This window comes from Candidatus Albibeggiatoa sp. nov. BB20 (genome assembly GCA_016744725.1).
Classification (GTDB): Bacteria; Pseudomonadota; Gammaproteobacteria; order Beggiatoales; family Beggiatoaceae; genus Albibeggiatoa.
Genome location: JADGDW010000091.1, coordinates 1 through 18,727 on the forward strand (window position 1 = coordinate 1; position 18,727 = coordinate 18,727).

Here is an 18,727-nt window from a genome sequence, read left to right on the forward strand (position 1 = left end):
TCATAATGCTAACAGCCAGAGGTAATACGGTTGCCACTAAGCCACCAAGGACTAATAGTGACAATAAAATACCCGTTTCAACATAAGGCACACTGATACCAATCACAGGCAATACAGCACCTACAATCATCACAGCAATAAAGCTAATGGGTAATGTCCATCTTGCTTTGTGACTCATTTGGCTTGCCCATAAACCAACTGCAATCATGGCTAAAAGGTGGTCAAGACCCGTTAAAGGATGCAATATCCCTGCAACAAAACCCGTGATTTCCACCCCTGTATGATGCGCATAAGCAGACACAGGCAGTAAGCCAATCAATATGAAACCAAGTAATTTTAAAAAAGTTTTATTCATTGAGTCTCTCCTAAATGAATGAGAATGAAGCGGCAATATTTAATCATTGTCCATACAAATAGTAAAACGAAAATGAGGTGACTGCAATCTATCCAAGGTGGTAAAACCCGTATTGAGTTTTAATTGCTATAATTGGCTTGAGCCCACAACCAGATATAGAATAGCCATGCAACAATTACTGAGTGTTTCTCGTGCAGCACGTTTAGTAGGTACAACGCGCGGCACTTTACAACATAAAATTCGCAATGGTGAAATTACGACCTTTGAAGGAAAAATTCAAGTAACGGATTTATTACGTGCCTATCCTCATGTTAGTCTTGAAGATAATACCGCTTTGGAGCGAGTGAAAAAGATTAAGGCTGAAGCTCGACCCAGAAGACATTCCGCCGAAACCATGCCGACCTCCGAGGTCTTGATAAACCGATTAACAGAGCTGGCAAAACAACTGATTTGTACCCGCAATGAGTTGAACCAACAGCACGATTTTAATCAACAATTATCAGAAAAACTCGCACAATTGCTGGAGCAAAATCCAGAATTAAATGAGCTTTATCAATGGGTACAGCAGGAAATCAAACCTTATCAATGTGAATCAACCCCTAAAAATCAATTATTGGCCAAAGACACATTCTTACGCATTATGGCTGCACACATTAAGATGATTCCTAGTGGACATGACTTTTTTGTTGAAGGCAATGCGTCCTTATTAGAAGCTGCATTGCAAGCAGGCTTAAGTTTAAATTATGGCTGTACCAGTGGTAATTGTGGTTCTTGTAAAGCTCGTTTAGTATCAGGTGAGGTATGGAAAATACGAGAGCATGATTATGTATTGAGTGAAGCTGAGAAAAATATGGGCTACATTTTAATGTGTAGTCATACAGCAATAACAGATTTAACCTTGGAAGCTTCTGAAGCACATCATGCCAGTGAAATCCCTGAGCAATCAATTCAAGTTCGAGTGAAAAAACTGGACTTGCTGAGTGATGATATTGTGTTATTACATTTGCAAACCCCGCGCACCCAGACTTTACGTTTTATGGCAGGTCAATGTGTGGAGTTGAGCATGGAACAGGGTAAATCTGCTAAGTTTGCATTGGCTAACTGTCCTTGTGATGGGCGTAATTTACAATTTCATATTCGGAAACAAAATGTAGCCGCAGAATTAATTCAACAGTTAAATATTCAACAATCAATTATGTTGGAAGGGCCGCAGGGAGAATTTGTATTAGTTGAAGATGATTCAAAACCCGCCATTTTTATTGCCTATGAAGATGGGTTTGCGCCGATTAAGAGTTTAATTGAACACGCAATTTCAATTGATACTATTGAGTCGTTTCATTTATTTTGGGTTTGCCAGCAAGACAATGGCCATTATTTAAATAATTTATGCCGTTCTTGGGCTGATGCTTTTGATAATTTCAATTATTACCCTGAAGTGATTGCAGATCATCAGGCAGCTGAGGTAGTGATTAGTAAAATGTTGTCTGAATGTCCAAATATTGAGGATTATCAGGTTTATGTCGCGGGTACGTCTGCTTTAACTGAGCCATCTCAACGTTTGTTACAGCAAAGTGGTTTGCCTACGGAACAAATGCACATCGGTCAATTTGAAGGGGGTTGCATTAGCTAGCTGTGGTTACGCACTAAAAAAGCTTGAAAATGTAGGGTGGAATAGGTGCACCTCAAAAATAAATATAATGTGTCAACTATCACGTACCGTATTCCACCTTTTCCTACAATTACTGCTTGGTGGAAAACACTGTGCTATTCCACCCTACTAAAGCTCAATTTTAGGCATAGTTCAGTATAACTCCTGTTTCATCAAACAATATCTGAACTGCGTAAGACGAATTATTCAACCACTTTCAGAGTCACTTTTCTATCTTGATAACTGCTACTTGTTTCACCAAAACGAATCAATGAAGGTTGAGTTAATAATAAATTATTTGAAGTAATCCCTTGAGTTTGTAGCCAATCCCGCACGGTTTCGACTCGTTGTTGACCTAATTGGCGATTATAAGCCAATGCGCCTAAACCATCGGTATGTCCTGTAATTTGAACCCGCAAAGGCTGCTCAAGTTGCTCATTAAACCGTAACAACAATCGAATATTTTTGATTAAGTCCTGCAATATTTGATTCTGTCCTGTAGCAAAACTTTCATCATCTTTAAAATAAATAATCGTGCTTCCAATACTCTCAATCACTTGCTTACGCCGCTCGGTGGTCGCATCTAATAAATTTCGAGTATCAATATTTGCAAAGCCTTGTAATTTATCTAATTTATTGGTTAATTGCGCCCGTGCTTGCTGTGTAATCACACCCGAAACATATAAATGCTTATTCCGCACGGTTAAATTCACACTGTCTGGTGCTTGCAATGTAGTCTCAGCCTGTTGTAATAATATTTGGTCAGTGTAATGTAAGTCATCAATAACGACTCGATTGACCCCAGCAATTAAATTGACACTACTTGCCGCTTTCTCCATCCATTTTTGTGGTGCATGACCAGCCAAATACAATACATCCCCTTCTAAACGCAATTGTACGGTTTCAGGTGGTTCTAAGGCCTGCAATGCACGCTGTTCAATGAAGATAGGATTTAAATCCTGATAGGGAGTCCAACGCATCATGACTTCAGCCATATCTATTTTCTGAGCAATATCAATCGGGTCACGGGCTAAAGGATCACGGAATCCTGTGATAAACCATTGTTCATTCTCAACCCCACTCGACACCACCGTAATACCCAAAGTATCGTTTAACGCCTTGACTAATTGCTCAAACTGCGGACGGGTTTTAACCCAATAAGCCTCATTATTACCCAACTCAGCCATCTCTAATTGTTTAATATGAGGCAGTAAAGCAACGGTTTGTTTTAAATGTGAAATCCACGCATCATCTGCATGACCTGTAACGTATAACACATTATCTTTCAACACAATTTCTACGCTATCAGGTGGCGTTAATGCTTTGATCGCACGTTGCTCAATGAATTGTGGATGCAAATCTTGATACGGTGTCCAAGCGGTTTGAATATGTTCACTGGTCAAACCATAGTCAGCCGCAAGCAAATCAGGATTCACCGCCAATGGGTCTTTTAATCCATAAACCAGCGTTTTAGTCTCAACTTGCTTCACATCCGTGACCGATAAACCCATGGTCTGACGTAATATTGCAATATACAAATCAATTCGATGTTGTACATCTTCCTGCTCCGCACTACGTAGTTGATCTAAATTGATAACAATATCTAAATCCGATAGCTGTTGCTGTAAATCAGTTCGCATTTGCTCTGTGGCTAAGCCTGTCACCTGTAACTGTCCATCACGTACCGCAAAGTCTATATCAATCCAATTCGGTAATTTATCAGCCACTTGCGCCCATAACCAAGTATCTCTATTTTGCAATTGGGCAGTATCAATGTGTTCAACTCCTGCTAAACCGTAGCTGGTCTTTGCCGCAGCATTAATCCAGTCTTGTGGAGCATGGCCTGTAAAAATCAAATTGTACCCATCAATATCTAAATTTACCGAAGCGGGTGGATTTAAGGCTTGTTTGGCTCGTTGTAAGACAAAGCGCGGACTCAAATCATGATAAGGCTGCCATTCTGCTACTACGCCCAAGCCCATTGCATCTAAAATCGGTTGTGGGTTTGGTGCTAAAGGGTCTTTTAAACCTTTGATAAAACGCTGTTCATTTTTAATTCCTGATTCTAAAATTTTAAGTCCAGCAATGGTTTCCAATTCGCTCAACAAATTTTGAAAAGCAGGCTCAGTATCAAGCCAATATTGTTGCTGGTTATATAATTTAGTGCTATCAATACGCTGAATACCCGCTAATAAACCTTGTTTTAACTGTAATTGTTCAATCCAATCATTGTTTGCACGGCCTTTGATAATTAAAGTGTCGTCTTGTACTGTGAAATGAACGCTGGCAGGTGGTTGCAAAGCCTGTTTGGCTCGCTGCAATACAAAATCAGGATTTAAATCTTGATACGCAGTCCATTGCATCAGTACATTTTCTAGCTCTAAGCGTTCAACAATCTCTTGGGGTTGTAGCGCGAGTGGGTCACGTAAGCCTTTGACAAAATAGTGCTTATTTTCAATACCGCTAGCAATCACTTTAAGACCTGAAGTGTGATCCAATTCATTTAACAACTTTGCAAACAACGGTTGCGTATCAATCCAATACTGTTGTTTATCAATTAAATCGCTGGTATCGAGCTGTTCAACCCCTGATAACATACCTTTTTTCAATTCAACTTGTTCAATCCATTCATGTTCCGCTTCACCCGTAATAAATAGAATATTATTAGCCAAAGCAATACTCACATTATCAGGTGGATTTAAAGCCTGTTTGGCACGTTGTAAAACGAATTCAGGATACAAAGCTTGATATTGTGTCCATTCCATCACCACATCGTTAAGATTAAATGCTTGGGCGATGTTTTGCGGGTCAACTGATAATGGATCACGCATTCCTTGAATAAAACGTTTATCCTGTCTTGTACCGACTTCAGTGATTTTAATCCCCTGAATTGATTCTAATTTATTCACTAAAGTTTGAAATTGCTGATGGGTATCTAACCAATATTGTTGCCGATTAAGCAATTGATCCGTCACAACCTGCTGAATTCCACCTAACATCCCCCGTTTGAGCGCGACCTGTTCAATCCAATCATTATCTGCTTCACCACTAAGATATAATTTATTATTTTTCAAATCTATAGTGACAGAACCAGGTGGGTTTAAAGCTTGTCTTGCACGTTGTAATACAAATTGTGGGGCTAAATCCTGATACGTACCCCATTCATTTACCACTTTATTCTGTAACGAAAATTGAGCGGTGATTTCTGTGGGATCAGTTGCTAACGGGTCACGCAAACCTCGAACAATTAATTTTCCATCATCACGCGTGGTTTCAATCACCATCAAGCCCGCTGTATCGCGCAAAGTATGGATATAACGCCGTAAATGTCGTTCTGTTTGCACTTGCATAAATAACCACACCGCAATACCTAATACAATTAAAGTAGTAACCGCAATTAATGGTGGTGAAAAGAAGCGGGATTTCTTAGTAATCTCTTCTTTTAACTCTTTCATTTGCAAATTCTTTTGCAGAATCACGCGACAAGGCTCTAGCGGAGTAGAATCACCATCATATTGCTCAAGTAAACGCCCATAACGGGCATGAATCGCTTCCAGTGATTGTTTCATCACGCCCCGCAATTTATACGAGGCATTACCACGTACCACACAAGCTAAAACCGCATAAGGGCTTTGATCCAACCAAACCGTATAATTGCCCAGTTCTACTTTTTCTAAATCGCCTTCAGCAGTAAACGAATCGCGAATAAAATCCTGAATCGCGGTTAACATCGCGGACACCGCATCACTATCGCCGACATCAACTCCATCTTGACTTAAATGTTGTACTAATAAGCCTGATTCTTTATGTACTAAAAATACCTGTTCCACTCGATAAACTAAGGTTTTTTGCAACAGCACATCGGTAAATGATTGGCCTGTGCGCAAGGCTTCAAATCGCCATAACATGCCTTTGAACGACAGACTTTGCTCAACAGCTTCATTGACCGATTGTAAGAATTCTTTGATCGATTCATTGATGGAACGGCGAATCGCAGGGCCCATGATAGGGAATAAGGTGTCGGCTAATGCCCTCGCATCTTGACTGATGGATTGTTGAATACAGCGAGTGACAGGGATTTGTAACGATTCGGCTAATTCTGCATCAGAAATGTTCATCGAGCCTGTATCTTCTTCAGAAGCACGACGAATCGCATCAGGCAAGCTTTTGGCAATTTCAGCCGTCCGCTTTTCTGTATTTTTTAAATCGGCTTCTAGCTGCTCAACCCGAGTTAATATTTGTTGGATTTTTTGTTGTTCTAATTGGTCTAGTTCTTCATCAAGCTCGGCAATATGTACTTTATGCGAATGCAGAATTTTGCGAATTTTTTTAACTAATTGAGCAATTTCAATCCGCAAGGGTTCAATCAATAATGGATGCAATGGCGCGGCAAAACTTTCTGGTTCAATTTGCACCGTTTGTTTGACACAACTATCAACAGGTTTTTGTAGCGCATCAATCAATTCACTAAAATCGGGGATGATTTTTAGGGCTTGCGGTAATACCGTAGCAACATCTTCACTACGGGATTGCAAATCAATAATCCGTTGCTCAAGTTGATCCAGACGTTGTTGTTCTTCGGCCAGTAGGAGAGTGCGTAACTGTTGGTAGTCGTTCATAATTCAATCAAAACCCTTTGCCCCAATTAGAGTAGTATTGTTCTATTATATATGAGTATTGATTGGTTTCGATTGCCGATTTTCAATTTTTGACAGAATGTCATGAACGGAGTGGAATAATCTATGTCGTTATAGTGAGGGACATTGTAATTTTAAGTGTTGATTTATATAATAACTACGTTCGATAAATTCTCATTTCATGAGTATTGCACGAATCACAATCCGCTACAGGTGCTAAATTATCGGCTTATTGTTAAGGCAGCTTATTTTTTATCTGGATTCTCTAATTTTCGATATTCAAAATTACACTCTTCTATATCTTTTTGTAACAAACTCATTAAATTTTTTTCATAATCTCGATATTGACAGGTCACAATCATATAATCTTTTTCAATTCTGGCTCTAACAGGATGAAAAGGAGAGACTTGTTTCATAGCAAATAAATCTAACCAACGCTGAGGCGGACGCTGGGATAATTCTAAAAAGACCATGCACGGCTTATGTTGATCCAATTTTGTACGCTTTTTATCGACCCCCAAAATTTGAATATCTTGGTATTTTTCATTGAATACATTAAAAAAATCAAAAAACATCATTTTATCCTCTTCGGGTATCCAACGCTTCACGTAATGCTTCACCAATAAAAATTAGCAAACTCAAAGTACCAACTAATACAAAAAATGTGCTGAGTGATAACCACCAAGCTGAAATATTTTCTTTGCCTTGGGCTAATAATTCACCTAAGCTGGGTTCTGATGGCGGCAATCCCAAACCTAAGAAATCCAAGCTGGTCAGCGCAAGAATAGCGGCACTGATGCGAAATGGCAAAAAAGTAATAACAGGTGTCATCGCATTTGGCAATAAGTGACGGCGCATAATAGTCAAATTCGGTACGCCTAAAGCTTGAGCTGCACGAACATAATCCATATTACGCCCTTTTAAAAATTCAGCCCGCACATAATCCGCCAATCCCATCCAACCAAATACAGCCAATAAAGCTAATAATAATATGATGCTAGGTTGGAACATAGAGGCAAAAATAATCAGTAAATAAAGTTCAGGCATGCTGCTCCAAACTTCAATAAATCGCTGGGCAAATAAATCAAATTTACCACCTAAATAGCCCTGCAATGCGCCTGCAATAATCCCAATCACAACCCCAATGATCGTCAATGCAAACCCAAATAAAACCGACAATCTAAATCCATAAATCAGGCGCGCCAACACATCACGCCCTCGGTCATCTGTGCCTAATAAATTATCTCTCGAAGGCTGCGCGGGATTCGGTTGGGCATTGTCGTAATTAATCGAATCAAAACTATAAGGATTTAAGGGAAATATGATCCAATTGGCTGGATTTTTTAAAATTAAATCATTCAGCACATATTCATCACGGTAGTTAGTTTCAGTTTCAAAATCACCATTAAACACGGTTTCTGGATAAGCACGCCACAAGGGAAAATAATACTCACTTTCATAGGAAATAATCAGCGGTTTATCATTGCTTAATACTTCTGCAAATAAGCTTAATATGAATAAGGTAGAAAATATCCATAAGCTGTAATAGCCACGTCTATTTGCTGTGAAACGTCGCCAGCGGCGTTGTGCGGGAGTGAGATTTGTCATTGATTAATGGATTCAAACTGAATACGTGGATCAATCAGCACATAGCTAATATCAGCCAACAGTTTAGCAAATAAGCCAAGTAGAGTAAAAATATATAAACTGCCAAGTACCACGGGATAATCACGCTTGATGACAGATTCATAGGATAATAAGCCCAAACCATCTAGCGAAAAAATGGTTTCGACTAACAAGCTGCCTGCAAAAAAAGCCCCAATAAAGGCTGAGGGAAAACTGGTTGCGAGTGGGATCATGGCATTGCGAAAAATATGTTTGTATAACACTACATTATTGCTTAAACCTTTAGCTCTGGCAGTGAGCACATATTGTTTACGAATTTCTTCAACAAAGCTATTTTTGGTTAACATGGTCATAACCGCAAAACTACCTACCATTAAGGAAATGATCGGCAAAGTGATATGCCATAGATAATCTAAAATTTGTTGATGCCAAGCCAGTTCGTGCCAATTATCAGAAACTAAGCCTCGCAATGGAAATATATCAAAAAAACTGCCGCCGCTAAATAACACAATCAGCAAAATACCGAGTACAAAATTAGGAATCGCATAGCCAAATAAAATCAGCGTACTGGTAATTACATCAAACCGTGAACCATCACGCATCGCTTTAGCAATACCGAGCGGAATACAGGTGAGATAGGTCAAGAAAAAAGTCCACAATCCAAGTGTTAACGATACAGGTAATTTAGAGGCAATGAGTTCTAAAACCGACTGGTGATGAATGTAACTTTCACCAAAGTTAAAAGTGAAGTAATTACCCAACATAGTGAAAAAGCGTTGATATGCAGGCTGGTCAAAGCCGTATAGGGTATTAAGCTGAGCAATTTGCTCTTCATCTAGGCCTTTTGCTCCACGGTATAAACCCGAAGTGCCACCAGTTGAAGCTTCGCCTGTTTGTTGATGTTTTAATTCATTAATCAGTTGCTCAACTGGCCCACCGGGTACAAATTGAGTCACCATAAATGTCACTAACATCACCCCAACTAACGTGGGAATCATGAGCAAAAGACGTTTAAGAATGTAATTCAGCATGTGGTTTTTATTTCTAGTAAATGAGGCTGTATATTTAGAGGGTGCATTATTTAGAATGTTATTTTTTGTTGTGAGGGTAATTCAGGGATTTCTTTGACATCAATATGACCAACCGCAAAATTTTTAAGTCCTTTATCATGACTATAAATACAGCTTGCTCTTCTTGTTATCGCTGTAGCAACAATCATACAGTCTATTTTGAGATGGTTTTTACTTATTCCTTGCTCTCTCAATTTTTTAATTATTTTTTCATCTTGTTTTGACTGCCAAATATTTACAAACTCTATGGCTGCAATAGTGTCATACGGTACGACTTTAAGCTTTTGATTAATACTATCTAAATATAAACCTTTTTTCTCGTATGGTATAGGCATCAAAAATTCACTCAAAACAACAGATGGAATAATGGGTTTTATTTTTTGAGCTGGCAAACTATCAATAAATTGAATTGTTCTTTCTATCATATCTTGTTGTGTATTACGGGCAGTTTGTTCCACGCCCCAAATAAGTATATGCGTATCAAGACAAACTACTTTGGTCATTTAGTCCTCACTTCTCATTTCATCAATATAAGCAACAGGGTCAATATCTTTATAGTAATGCCCTTTTTGTGAAAAATCTGCTAAAAATTCAGATAAATGCGTTTCTCGATAATCTCTGTCAAATTCTGTAATCGTAAATGCTTTAATAGAATAATCTGACATATTCCATTTTGCTTCACCGATAAGCCGTACTCTTTGATATAAATAATTAGCTAATTCAATTGCTAAATTTTTTTCAACTTTACAATGAATAATATTGTTTGCATCAACTTCTAAACGCACTACGGGGTCATTACCGCCAACTCTCGTTATTTTCCCATACAAAGTTGTTTCGCCTGTAACATAAGTTATTTTCTGTATGATTTCAGTATCAGCACTAATCGTCGCTAATGGAGTCGCATTATGTTCTACATAAAAGTTAGCTGACATTGCACGTTTTTCGATAACCTGTTTTATTTTATTGAGACAACTAACTGTTTTATCAGATAGAGTGTTAAAATTTTTATTAACAATAGCTGTTGTAATTGTATAAAAAGCAGGTACGGTACAGGGACAATCTGAATAAAAGCCTAATTGAATACTGCCCTTTTCAATCCTGACTAAACTAACGATAGGTGGCTTGTTATCCAAAGCCGTATCATTATTTCTTTCGATTTCAGAGATAAGGGATTTTTCATAAGATGAGATAATATCAGCAAGTTCAGACGCACTTAAGCTAGCAGGAGAAACAGTGTCATCTCCTACTAATTTAATTGATAGCTGAGCATTGAGATTATCCATAATGATCCAACGTGTAAAAATACAAAACCATAACCAAAATATACATCTAAAAAATAAACATAGCAAACTTTAAACTTTTATTGCGATTCGAGTGTACTTGTTTGATTTATTTCCCAAACAATCGCCTGATTATCCGCACCCGCAGTAATAAAAATCGGCTCAGTTGGATGAAAAGCCATCTGTGTTACCCAATCGCTATGTTGCGAAATACCCGCAATAATTTTCCCTGTTTCTGCATCCCATAAACGTACCGTATTATCTACCGAAGAAGTTAAAATATATTTGCCATCAGGACTAAAAATCGCTTGGCGTAATGCGTCTCGATGTCCTCGTAAGGTGTGCAATACTGCGCCTGTTTTCACATCCCAAATTTTGGCAGTATTATCATACGCAGCCGTCACCGCTTTTTTGCCTGTGGCATCAAATTGAGCATCATAAATACGACTGGTATGCTCGGTTAAATTCTGTAGTTGCTTACCTGTTTTCAAAGACCAAATACGCGCGGTTTTATCTTCTGATGCGGTGATTAAATATTGGCTATCGTTACTAAAGGCTGCATGATATAAATAATTGGTATGACCTTCAAATTCATGAATTAATTTTGCCGTATCTGCTTGCCACAAACGCGCACTCAACATGCCAACGGTAACTATATATTGACCATTCGGACTATAAGCAGCGTGAGCAATACCACGGATATGGCCTTGAAGCATCGCTATTTGTTTACCTGTCGCAACGTCCCATAAGCGTGCCGTATTGTCTCGTGAAGCGGTGAGCAACTGCTGGCCATCAGGTGAAAAACTGACTCGAATCACCCAATTATCATGGCCTTTTAACGTTGTCAGCAACTTACCTGTTTTGGTATCCCAAATCATCGCGGTTTTGTCTTGGGAGGCCGTTGCTACTTTTTGATTGTCAGGACTAAAATTAGCATACCAAATATGTTCACTATGCCCATGTAAAATGCCTAATAATTGTCCTGTTTTGCTTGACCACAAACGCGCGGTTTTAATGCCTGTGGTGACAATGTATTTGCCATCCAAACTAAAAGCAGCATGTAAAATTCCGTCTTTATGCCCATCAAGCTTGTATTTTTCAATCGGTTCTGCGGCATAAGCCTGTGCTGCAAACAATAATATAAAAAACATCCATCCGTAACGCATCACTACGACCTTTTTGGTATTGCATCGTTGAGCACTATTGTGCGGGTTTGTACAGGTTTGTCAATCTGTTCAGTTTCTACATGAGGAATTATTGCTAAAATATTGAAACCATAACAATCAAAACAATTTTATGAATCTAATCCAAATTTATTACACCTATTTTAATCAACCACTGTCATCTAAGCAATTTCAAGCTTACATTGAAACCTTGCCGATTGATTTACAACAGAAAATAAAACGATTTGTGCGTTGGCAAGATCAACATGCCAGTTTATTTGCTCGCCTATTACTACGACAGGCTTTGCAAGCTTATCAACTTGAGTTACAGCAGATTCAATATACTGAATATCAAAGACCTTTTGTTAATTATCCTATTGATTTCAACTTGGCGCATTCTGGGGAATATGTATTATGTGCTATCACGGAAGTTGGACATTTAGGGATTGATATTGAACAAGTGAGGCCGATTGAAATACAACACTTCAAATCAATTCTGACTCCAAATCAATGGAATGCAGTGAATAGAAATACTGATCCACAACTTTTTTTTAAATTTTGGACACAAAAAGAAAGTGCGATCAAAGCAGATGGGCGCGGACTTAGTGTTGCGTTGAATAATCTTGAATCGATCAATCATCAAATACAACTGCAACAAACTTGGTTTTTACATGAAATTACTGATTTTTTACCTGATTATACGTGTCATTTAGCAACAGATAGAGCTAATATTAAAATAAGCTATCAGTTTAAATCATTTTATGAATAGATAACGTTTATCATTTAATCCTTTGCATCTTTGCCCAAATTTATATAATAGGTGAAATAATTATTTTTATAAAAAACTTATCACCGGAGGATATGTTATGACACCTGCAATTAAAGCGGCACAAAAAGCAAAAATTGAATATCTTGTACATGAATATAATCATGATTCTAATGCTGATTCTTATGGCGAAGAAGCCGCACAAGCCTTGGGTATTGATACCCAGCAAGTCTTTAAAACCTTATTAGTCAGTGCCCCAGAATTTAAAGAAAAAGTCGCTGTTGGCATTGTGCCTGTGAGTGGGCAGCTTGATTTAAAAGCCATTGCACGCCAATTGAAAGCTAAAAAAGTAGTGATGGCTAACCCAAAAGATGCAGAGACGCTGACAGGTTACGTGTTGGGTGGTATTAGTCCTTTAGGCCAAAAGAAACGTTTGCAAATGGTCTTAGATGAAACCGCTCTCAATTTTGATACGATTTATGTCAGTGCAGGCAAGCGTGGTTTAGAAATTGAACTAAAGCCCGATGATTTGATTGCCTTGTGTCAGGCCGCAGTTGATAATATTAGGAAATAAACTTGTCTCTATAATTTGCTTAAAATAGCTTGGTACTTCAGATAAACAGGCTATTGAGCATGGCAGCTTATGTTTAGCAAGCGAATAGCTGTCTTGATAATAAACATAAGCAATGGCAGACCGATATAGACTCAATACGCTTTGTTGAGTCAGGTCTGTATTGATTGTGGCATTCTCAAAAATAAGTGCTGAATTTAATTCGGCCAAATAACCCAACACTGAGTCATATCACACACTTCAAATGCTTTGTAAATAATAAGATATTGTATTTAAAAATAAAAATAATTGGCATATCCCCTGCTCTATAGAATGTAACTGTTGAAGTTGCCTCATGATCCAATGCTTACCTCGCCTCAAGGTTCGCATTGGATTATTTTTTTGTGCGGGGGAGAAAAAATGAAAATAATGCAGCCATTACTATTTTTAATAGCACCTACGGCTTTTGCCCAAGATATTTACTTACCTGAAATCTCAGTCGAAGATTCTATTCTGATTCCAAATCAAACTGAGCAAGTTGTGGAACATACGCCGCAATTTTCTGTAGCTGGGGGTGATTTTTTACGCAACACCACAGGTGTATCAGGCACGCGGATGGGTGGCCATGGCATTGATCCTATGATTCGTGGTCAAAATCAAAATCGTTTAAATATTATTCTGGATGATGCTTATAGTTTTGGTGGCTGTCCTAATCGTATGGACCCGCCCAGTGGTTATGCAAGTATGGATAATTACGATAAAGTCACTATTATCAAAGGAGTACAATCAGTTATCGACGGACATGGCGGCAGTGGTGGTACAGTTAAATTCGAACGCCAAGCCCCACAATTTGAAAATAAAAATACCCAATTCAAAGCAAACTTGGGTTATCAAAGTAATAGCAATACACAATCATTAGGTTTGGATGCCGCAACAGGTTCAAAGCAAGCTTATATTCGCGGCATGGTCAATTATGCTGATGCTGATAATTATGAAGATGGCGACGGACGTGAAGTGCGTTCAGGTTTTACCACTAAATCGGCTTATTTCGGTGCAGGCTATACGCCCAATCAACAAACTAAACTTGAATTTAGCGCAGAAGCAATTCGTGAAGATGATATGTTATTCGCGGGTGCTGGAATGGATTCACCTAAAAGTGATAATAATATTTTTCGGCTATCTTTACAGCAACAAGGTTTAAAAGCCAACGCTTATTATTCAGACGTTGACCATGTGATGGATAATTTTTCCTTACGTCCATTATCTGCACCAATGAAAATGCTTACGGCAGCAACATCAAAAACATACGGCGGTCGTTTAAGTTATGATTTGGATGTGGGGCAAGCCTTGATGAGTTTAGGGATTGATTATCAAAAAAATGAGCGTGATGCGATTCGTTATACGGGTAAACCAACGGCAGCAAGTCTGACAACAGAGCAGTCTTTTATGTGGGCGGATACATCTGTACAACAATTGGGCTTATTTGGTGAATATGTATTACCCATTGCGGATATGGATATGTTAACCATCGGTTTGCGTTATGACCGAATTACAGCCAATGCAGACAAAGCCAATCAAGCAGCTCAAGGCGGAGTCAGTCCCAATAATTTATTCAACAAATATTATGGCCAAATCACTGATGAGCAAGATGAAAACAATATTGGTGGTCTGGTTCGTTATGAAAAGAATTTTGAATCGGGTTCGATATTTTTAGGTTTAAGTCGCACGGTTCGTACCGCAGGTGTGACCGAGCGTTTTATGGCTTCAAATAATTCAAAAGGCGCGTTACGCTGGATAGGCAATCCCGAGATTAAACCAGAAAAACACCATCAATTAGACTTAGGATTTATCTTACAGCAAACGCATTATCAAGTAGCCACCAGTGTATTTTATAACCGTGTTAGTGATTTTATTTTGCGTGATAAAGCCCTTGGCCAAGCGGGCATTTTACAGCAAGATAACGCCAGTATTTATCGTAATGTGGATGCACGTTTATATGGTTTGGAGTTTGATCTACAGTTTAAATTGACGGAATCATTAACTCAAACGTTGGGGATTGCTTACACTCATGCTGATAACACAACTGATGATAGACCGTTGGCGCGGATTGCACCGCTAGAAATGACATTAGGTTTAGATTATCAGCAAGCACAATGGGCTGTCGGTGGCTTATTACGTTTGGCAGCGAATCAAACGCGGATTGACAGTCAAAGTGGATTGGATGCTGGAGAAACCGCAGGCTTTGCTGTGTTAAATTTACATGCCCGTTATCAAATTGCGAAAACAGTTCAAGTACAAATCGGTTTAGACAATGTATTTGATAATACTTATGCTTATCATGTGAATCGTGCTAATGCTGATCCATTTAGCCCTGAAGCGGTTCGAGTTAATGAAGCAGGGCGTAGCGCGTGGCTAAAGCTGAATGCACAATTTTAGTATTCCCTCGTTCCCACAAGTTTTGTGGGAATGCCTTCATGACGTGTCACGTCAAGTATATTCATGACGCGTACTCCTAAAAGCTTAATTTAATAGCAATGACGCTGCACATATAGTTCAAGTTACGCAGTGATAGAATGAAAGGTTCTCTTATTTATGTAAGGTGAGTAATTAAGTTAAATTTCGAGTTAATTGATGCCATAAACTGTTTTGTTTGCAGAATAAATTCAATTGCTTGCGTAAGTTTGGTGATAATGTTTGCGGTTGAATCGGTGTCCATAATGCTTCTTTGACTGCCCGATAATACCATTTCCATTCTCCTGCTTGTATGGCGCGAACAAGGCCAAAGCATAAACGGGAAAAAATCATATAACTGGCTTGTGGCAAAGGAAAATAGCGGCGAATAATCCAAATCGTATTGCGGGTTGGATAATAAACTCTGCGCCAATTACTGCGATTGACAGGAGATTGGCGATGGATCACACGGCATTCTGGATCATAATAAATCTCATACTGTTTTTGCATCACTCGAATTGCGACTTCAATTTCATTCTGATATAAGAAAAACTCACGCGGATACCAGCCCACTTGTTCAAATAATTCACGACGAATTGCAAACCCACATCCTACAAAGGCAATCGAATGGCTGACTTGATTGGTGCTAGGCAAATGCCAAGAACGGACAATTTCATGCTGAGGGTTTTCAATTTGACACGCAACCACCCCGACTTCAGGCTGAATCTCAAATCGTTGGATAATATTATCTAAAGTCTGTAAATCCACTGGATGCGAATCATCATCCAATACAAAAATAGACTCGCCTTGCGCAATTTGAAACCCATCGTTATAACCAGCAATCCCTGTATTAGTTGGTAAACAAAGGATTTTAAGCCATGGCTGATGTTGGGTTTGTAAAAATTCAGGCGTGCCATCTTTAGAGCCATTATCAACGGCGATGACTTCAATATCTGGGCGGTTTTGAATTAATTGTTCAAGGTGTTCAAGAGTAAAACGGGTTTCTGCAAGACGGTTAAAATTGAGAAAGACGATACTCAGCTTAACATTAGATGATTGTTTCATGTTCGTACTCTTTCTTCGCAAAAATTCACGGTTGCTGTTGTTGGATAAACCATTGCAACATTTCCCAAGCAATGCTTTTTTGCGCTGGTGGTTTCGGTAATTGACTGAAATGATACCACCCTCCATCCTCTAATTCATCATGATTTATATTCAATTCTCCACTTTCATATTCTGCGGTAAACGCTAACATCAATGAATTTGGGAATGGCCATGGCTGGCTGCCAAAATAACGAATATTTTTAACTTTTAAACCCACTTCCTCCATGACTTCACGTTCCACGGTTTGCTCAGCGGTTTCTCCAGCTTCAACAAAACCTGCTTGCACGCTATAAACGCCTGGTCGAAAACGTGGTGAGCGAGATAATAATACTTGTTCGCCACGGGTAATAATCACAATCATTGCAGGAGAAATACGTGGATAATTGACTAAACGGCATCGGGGGCAGCGTTTGGCACGTTCAAATTTATCGGTTTGCATTTCAATACCACAACGCCCACAGTATTGATGATTTCTATCCCAATCAATAATTTGAAGTGCCGTTCCAGCTAGCAAAAATTGCTCATCTGATAAATCCATTAACAATTCACGTAAGGCATAAAATTGTAGTGTTTTGGGGATATTTTGAATATTGCTGAGTTCTACAGCATAACAATGTTGACCATCTTTGATCCCTAAATAATGTTGGCGTGCAACTTGAGCAGCACTGTGCTGAATATCTGCCCAAGTTGGAATTTCTATGGTTTGAGATGATTTTTTAACTAACAATTGACTTCGATAGAATACCAACCATAACGCTGTTTCGGGATCAATATTGGCTGGTGGTTGGACAGCTAAAGTAAAATTCATGGTTTAAGCTCTTTATCTCTTTGGTTTGTCATGCTTACAATCCCTCCCTGAAATTCAATAGCTGCAATGTATCGCATTTAAAATTGTATGCCATTGAATTAACTATATAAAATCCTCTAAAGCTTGTTCTAATGCCTGCAAAGCTTGATCGATGGTTTCATAATGATCTTCACTATCCCAAACAACACCGCCTTCATCCAAGGCTTGGATAAATCTGGGGTTTTGGAGCTGACCAAATTCAATCCAACCTCTTGACGAGACCCATTCTGAAATATTAGAAAAACGTTATCTCAAATAACATTCGTTCTTCCAAAATCTAAAAAATAATACTTAGGTGTTCATTTTTTACGTTCTTGTGCCCAAGCGATACTACGGGGGAAAAACATTCTATCTCCTTCATTTTTCACAAATTGGTATAGCTGTGCAGGTCGATTTGAACCTGTGCGCATTTTGCCATTAATAGGGGCAACAATATCTGCACGAGCAACCCGCATTCGAAAGGAACTTTTATTTAGATTTTCTTGCATAATAATTTCATACACGCGCTGTAATTCGCTCAAAGTGAACTCTTTAGCCAGCAAATGGACAGCAATATCAGTGTAATCTAATTTTGCACGTAAACGAGAAATAGCTTCACACACAATGCGCTCATGGTCAAAAGCAAGGCTAACTTCCACTTTATCTTGAGTCAAAGTATGCCATTTTGCTTCTGTGGTATCCGTACCCGCACGCAAAGTCACTTCATCAGCCGCTACTAAAGCAAAATAAGTGATACTCAATGTCCAGTCACGAGGGTCTCTATCAGGCCCACCGTAGGTACAAAGTTGCTCGAGATATTGATTCTCTACCCCTGTTTCTTCGACTAACTCACGCATTGCAGCAGCTTCTAAACTATCATCTGTCACCGTATTTAATGAGCCACCCGGTAACGCCCATGAGTCTTTAAAAGGTTCTGACCCACGTTTAATAAGTAATATCTTGAGTTTGTCCTCAAAAACAGTGAAAATGGCAATGTCTACCATTACAGTTGGCTTGTTATTTTCCATAAAACCTTGAGTTATAACTGTCAAAAGTGAAGCAAAGATGACCATCTTTACTCATTTACACACAGTGAATCACGTACTTCAGTAACATTTAACCAAAAGCCTAATAAAAATCAAGTGAAAGTTTTTTTATTTCCATGTATAAGGTTAAAACCTTCGCCTTTCAGGCGAACAGATTTATCTCCCTAAACTCAAGAATGGCTTATAATATGAGAGATGGAATATA

The 18,727-nt window shown here is 38.7% G+C and carries 15 protein-coding genes; 4 read left to right on the forward strand and 11 right to left on the reverse strand.

Going from position 1 to position 18,727, the window contains the following annotated elements:
• On the reverse strand, nt 1-355 hold a 355-nt coding region (locus ABXH34_RS11080; RefSeq protein ID WP_353571949.1), incomplete at its 3' end, for a HupE/UreJ family protein.
• A gap of 166 nt (nt 356-521) precedes the next feature.
• Between ABXH34_RS11080 and ABXH34_RS11085 the strand changes: the two genes are divergently transcribed.
• Nucleotides 522-1,985, forward strand: coding sequence for a 2Fe-2S iron-sulfur cluster-binding protein (locus ABXH34_RS11085; RefSeq protein WP_353571950.1), 1,464 nt, complete (start codon nt 522-524; stop codon nt 1,983-1,985).
• Nucleotides 1,986-2,206: 221 nt separating this feature from the next.
• Here the strand turns inward: ABXH34_RS11085 and ABXH34_RS11090 are convergent, their stop codons facing one another.
• The 7 genes from ABXH34_RS11090 to ABXH34_RS11120 all read right to left on the reverse strand — a co-directional run bounded on the left by ABXH34_RS11090 (nt 2,207) and on the right by ABXH34_RS11120 (nt 11,782).
• Nucleotides 2,207-6,622: an OmpA family protein gene (locus tag ABXH34_RS11090; protein WP_353571951.1), complete on the reverse strand. Its 4,416-nt coding sequence runs from the start codon at nt 6,620-6,622 to the stop codon at nt 2,207-2,209.
• 263 nt (nt 6,623-6,885) lie between these two features.
• Nucleotides 6,886-7,248 carry a hypothetical protein gene (locus ABXH34_RS11095; protein ID WP_353571952.1) on the reverse strand — a complete coding sequence of 121 codons (363 nt, stop codon included), beginning with the start codon at nt 7,246-7,248 and terminating at the stop codon, nt 6,886-6,888.
• Nucleotides 7,220-8,248: an ABC transporter permease gene (locus ABXH34_RS11100; protein WP_353571953.1), complete on the reverse strand. Its 1,029-nt coding sequence runs from the start codon at nt 8,246-8,248 to the stop codon at nt 7,220-7,222. Before ABXH34_RS11100 ends, ABXH34_RS11095 begins: the two co-directional genes overlap by 29 nt.
• A complete protein-coding gene (locus ABXH34_RS11105; RefSeq protein ID WP_353571954.1) occupies nt 8,245-9,297 on the reverse strand; it encodes a microcin C ABC transporter permease YejB in 1,053 nt (350 codons plus the stop codon). Before ABXH34_RS11105 ends, ABXH34_RS11100 begins: the two co-directional genes overlap by 4 nt.
• Before the next feature lie 50 nt (nt 9,298-9,347).
• On the reverse strand, nt 9,348-9,839 hold the full coding sequence (locus tag ABXH34_RS11110) for a type II toxin-antitoxin system VapC family toxin (protein ID WP_353571955.1): 492 nt from the start codon (nt 9,837-9,839) through the stop codon (nt 9,348-9,350).
• Nucleotides 9,840-10,619, reverse strand: coding sequence for a hypothetical protein (locus ABXH34_RS11115; protein WP_353571956.1), 780 nt, complete (start codon nt 10,617-10,619; stop codon nt 9,840-9,842). It lies immediately after the preceding gene.
• Between the two features lie 77 nt (nt 10,620-10,696).
• Nucleotides 10,697-11,782, reverse strand: a complete 1,086-nt coding sequence (locus ABXH34_RS11120; RefSeq protein WP_353571957.1) for a WD40 repeat domain-containing protein — start codon at nt 11,780-11,782, stop codon at nt 10,697-10,699.
• A gap of 130 nt (nt 11,783-11,912) precedes the next feature.
• Here ABXH34_RS11120 and ABXH34_RS11125 point away from each other — a divergent pair, with 130 nt between their 5' ends.
• The 3 genes from ABXH34_RS11125 to ABXH34_RS11135 all read left to right on the forward strand — a co-directional run bounded on the left by ABXH34_RS11125 (nt 11,913) and on the right by ABXH34_RS11135 (nt 15,531).
• Nucleotides 11,913-12,548, forward strand: a complete 636-nt coding sequence (locus ABXH34_RS11125; RefSeq protein ID WP_353571958.1) for a 4'-phosphopantetheinyl transferase family protein — start codon at nt 11,913-11,915, stop codon at nt 12,546-12,548.
• A gap of 97 nt (nt 12,549-12,645) precedes the next feature.
• Nucleotides 12,646-13,119, forward strand: a complete 474-nt coding sequence (gene ybaK / locus ABXH34_RS11130) for a Cys-tRNA(Pro) deacylase (RefSeq protein ID WP_353571959.1) — start codon at nt 12,646-12,648, stop codon at nt 13,117-13,119.
• Nucleotides 13,120-13,515: 396 nt separating this feature from the next.
• Nucleotides 13,516-15,531: a TonB-dependent copper receptor gene (locus tag ABXH34_RS11135; RefSeq protein ID WP_353571960.1), complete on the forward strand. Its 2,016-nt coding sequence runs from the start codon at nt 13,516-13,518 to the stop codon at nt 15,529-15,531.
• A gap of 171 nt (nt 15,532-15,702) precedes the next feature.
• Here ABXH34_RS11135 and ABXH34_RS11140 read toward each other — a convergent pair whose 3' ends face one another.
• The 3 genes from ABXH34_RS11140 to ABXH34_RS11150 form a co-directional block, all read right to left on the reverse strand.
• Nucleotides 15,703-16,611 carry a glycosyltransferase family 2 protein gene (locus tag ABXH34_RS11140; protein WP_353571961.1) on the reverse strand — a complete coding sequence of 303 codons (909 nt, stop codon included), beginning with the start codon at nt 16,609-16,611 and terminating at the stop codon, nt 15,703-15,705.
• Between the two features lie 25 nt (nt 16,612-16,636).
• A complete protein-coding gene (nudC, locus tag ABXH34_RS11145) occupies nt 16,637-17,458 on the reverse strand; it encodes an NAD(+) diphosphatase (protein ID WP_353571962.1) in 822 nt (273 codons plus the stop codon).
• A 338-nt stretch (nt 17,459-17,796) separates the two neighbouring features.
• A complete protein-coding gene (locus ABXH34_RS11150; protein ID WP_353571963.1) occupies nt 17,797-18,504 on the reverse strand; it encodes an NUDIX hydrolase in 708 nt (235 codons plus the stop codon).
• Between the last annotated feature and the right edge of the window lie 223 nt (nt 18,505-18,727).

Excerpts from the sequence above, each read along its gene's own strand:
- ABXH34_RS11090 (WP_353571951.1), bottom strand. The coding sequence starts at position 6,622 with ATGAACGACTACCAACAGTTACGCACTCTCCTACTGGCCGAAGAACAA.
- ABXH34_RS11115 (WP_353571956.1), bottom strand. The coding sequence starts at position 10,619 with ATGGATAATCTCAATGCTCAGCTATCAATTAAATTAGTAGGAGATGAC.
- ybaK (WP_353571959.1), top strand. The coding sequence starts at position 12,646 with ATGACACCTGCAATTAAAGCGGCACAAAAAGCAAAAATTGAATATCTT.
- ABXH34_RS11105 (WP_353571954.1), bottom strand. The coding sequence starts at position 9,297 with ATGCTGAATTACATTCTTAAACGTCTTTTGCTCATGATTCCCACGTTA.
- nudC (WP_353571962.1), bottom strand. The coding sequence starts at position 17,458 with ATGAATTTTACTTTAGCTGTCCAACCACCAGCCAATATTGATCCCGAA.
- ABXH34_RS11140 (WP_353571961.1), bottom strand. The coding sequence starts at position 16,611 with ATGAAACAATCATCTAATGTTAAGCTGAGTATCGTCTTTCTCAATTTT.
- ABXH34_RS11085 (WP_353571950.1), top strand. The coding sequence starts at position 522 with ATGCAACAATTACTGAGTGTTTCTCGTGCAGCACGTTTAGTAGGTACA.
- ABXH34_RS11120 (WP_353571957.1), bottom strand. The coding sequence starts at position 11,782 with ATGCGTTACGGATGGATGTTTTTTATATTATTGTTTGCAGCACAGGCT.
- ABXH34_RS11150 (WP_353571963.1), bottom strand. The coding sequence starts at position 18,504 with ATGGAAAATAACAAGCCAACTGTAATGGTAGACATTGCCATTTTCACT.
- ABXH34_RS11110 (WP_353571955.1), bottom strand. The coding sequence starts at position 9,839 with ATGACCAAAGTAGTTTGTCTTGATACGCATATACTTATTTGGGGCGTG.
- ABXH34_RS11125 (WP_353571958.1), top strand. The coding sequence starts at position 11,913 with ATGAATCTAATCCAAATTTATTACACCTATTTTAATCAACCACTGTCA.
- ABXH34_RS11100 (WP_353571953.1), bottom strand. The coding sequence starts at position 8,248 with ATGACAAATCTCACTCCCGCACAACGCCGCTGGCGACGTTTCACAGCA.
- ABXH34_RS11135 (WP_353571960.1), top strand. The coding sequence starts at position 13,516 with ATGAAAATAATGCAGCCATTACTATTTTTAATAGCACCTACGGCTTTT.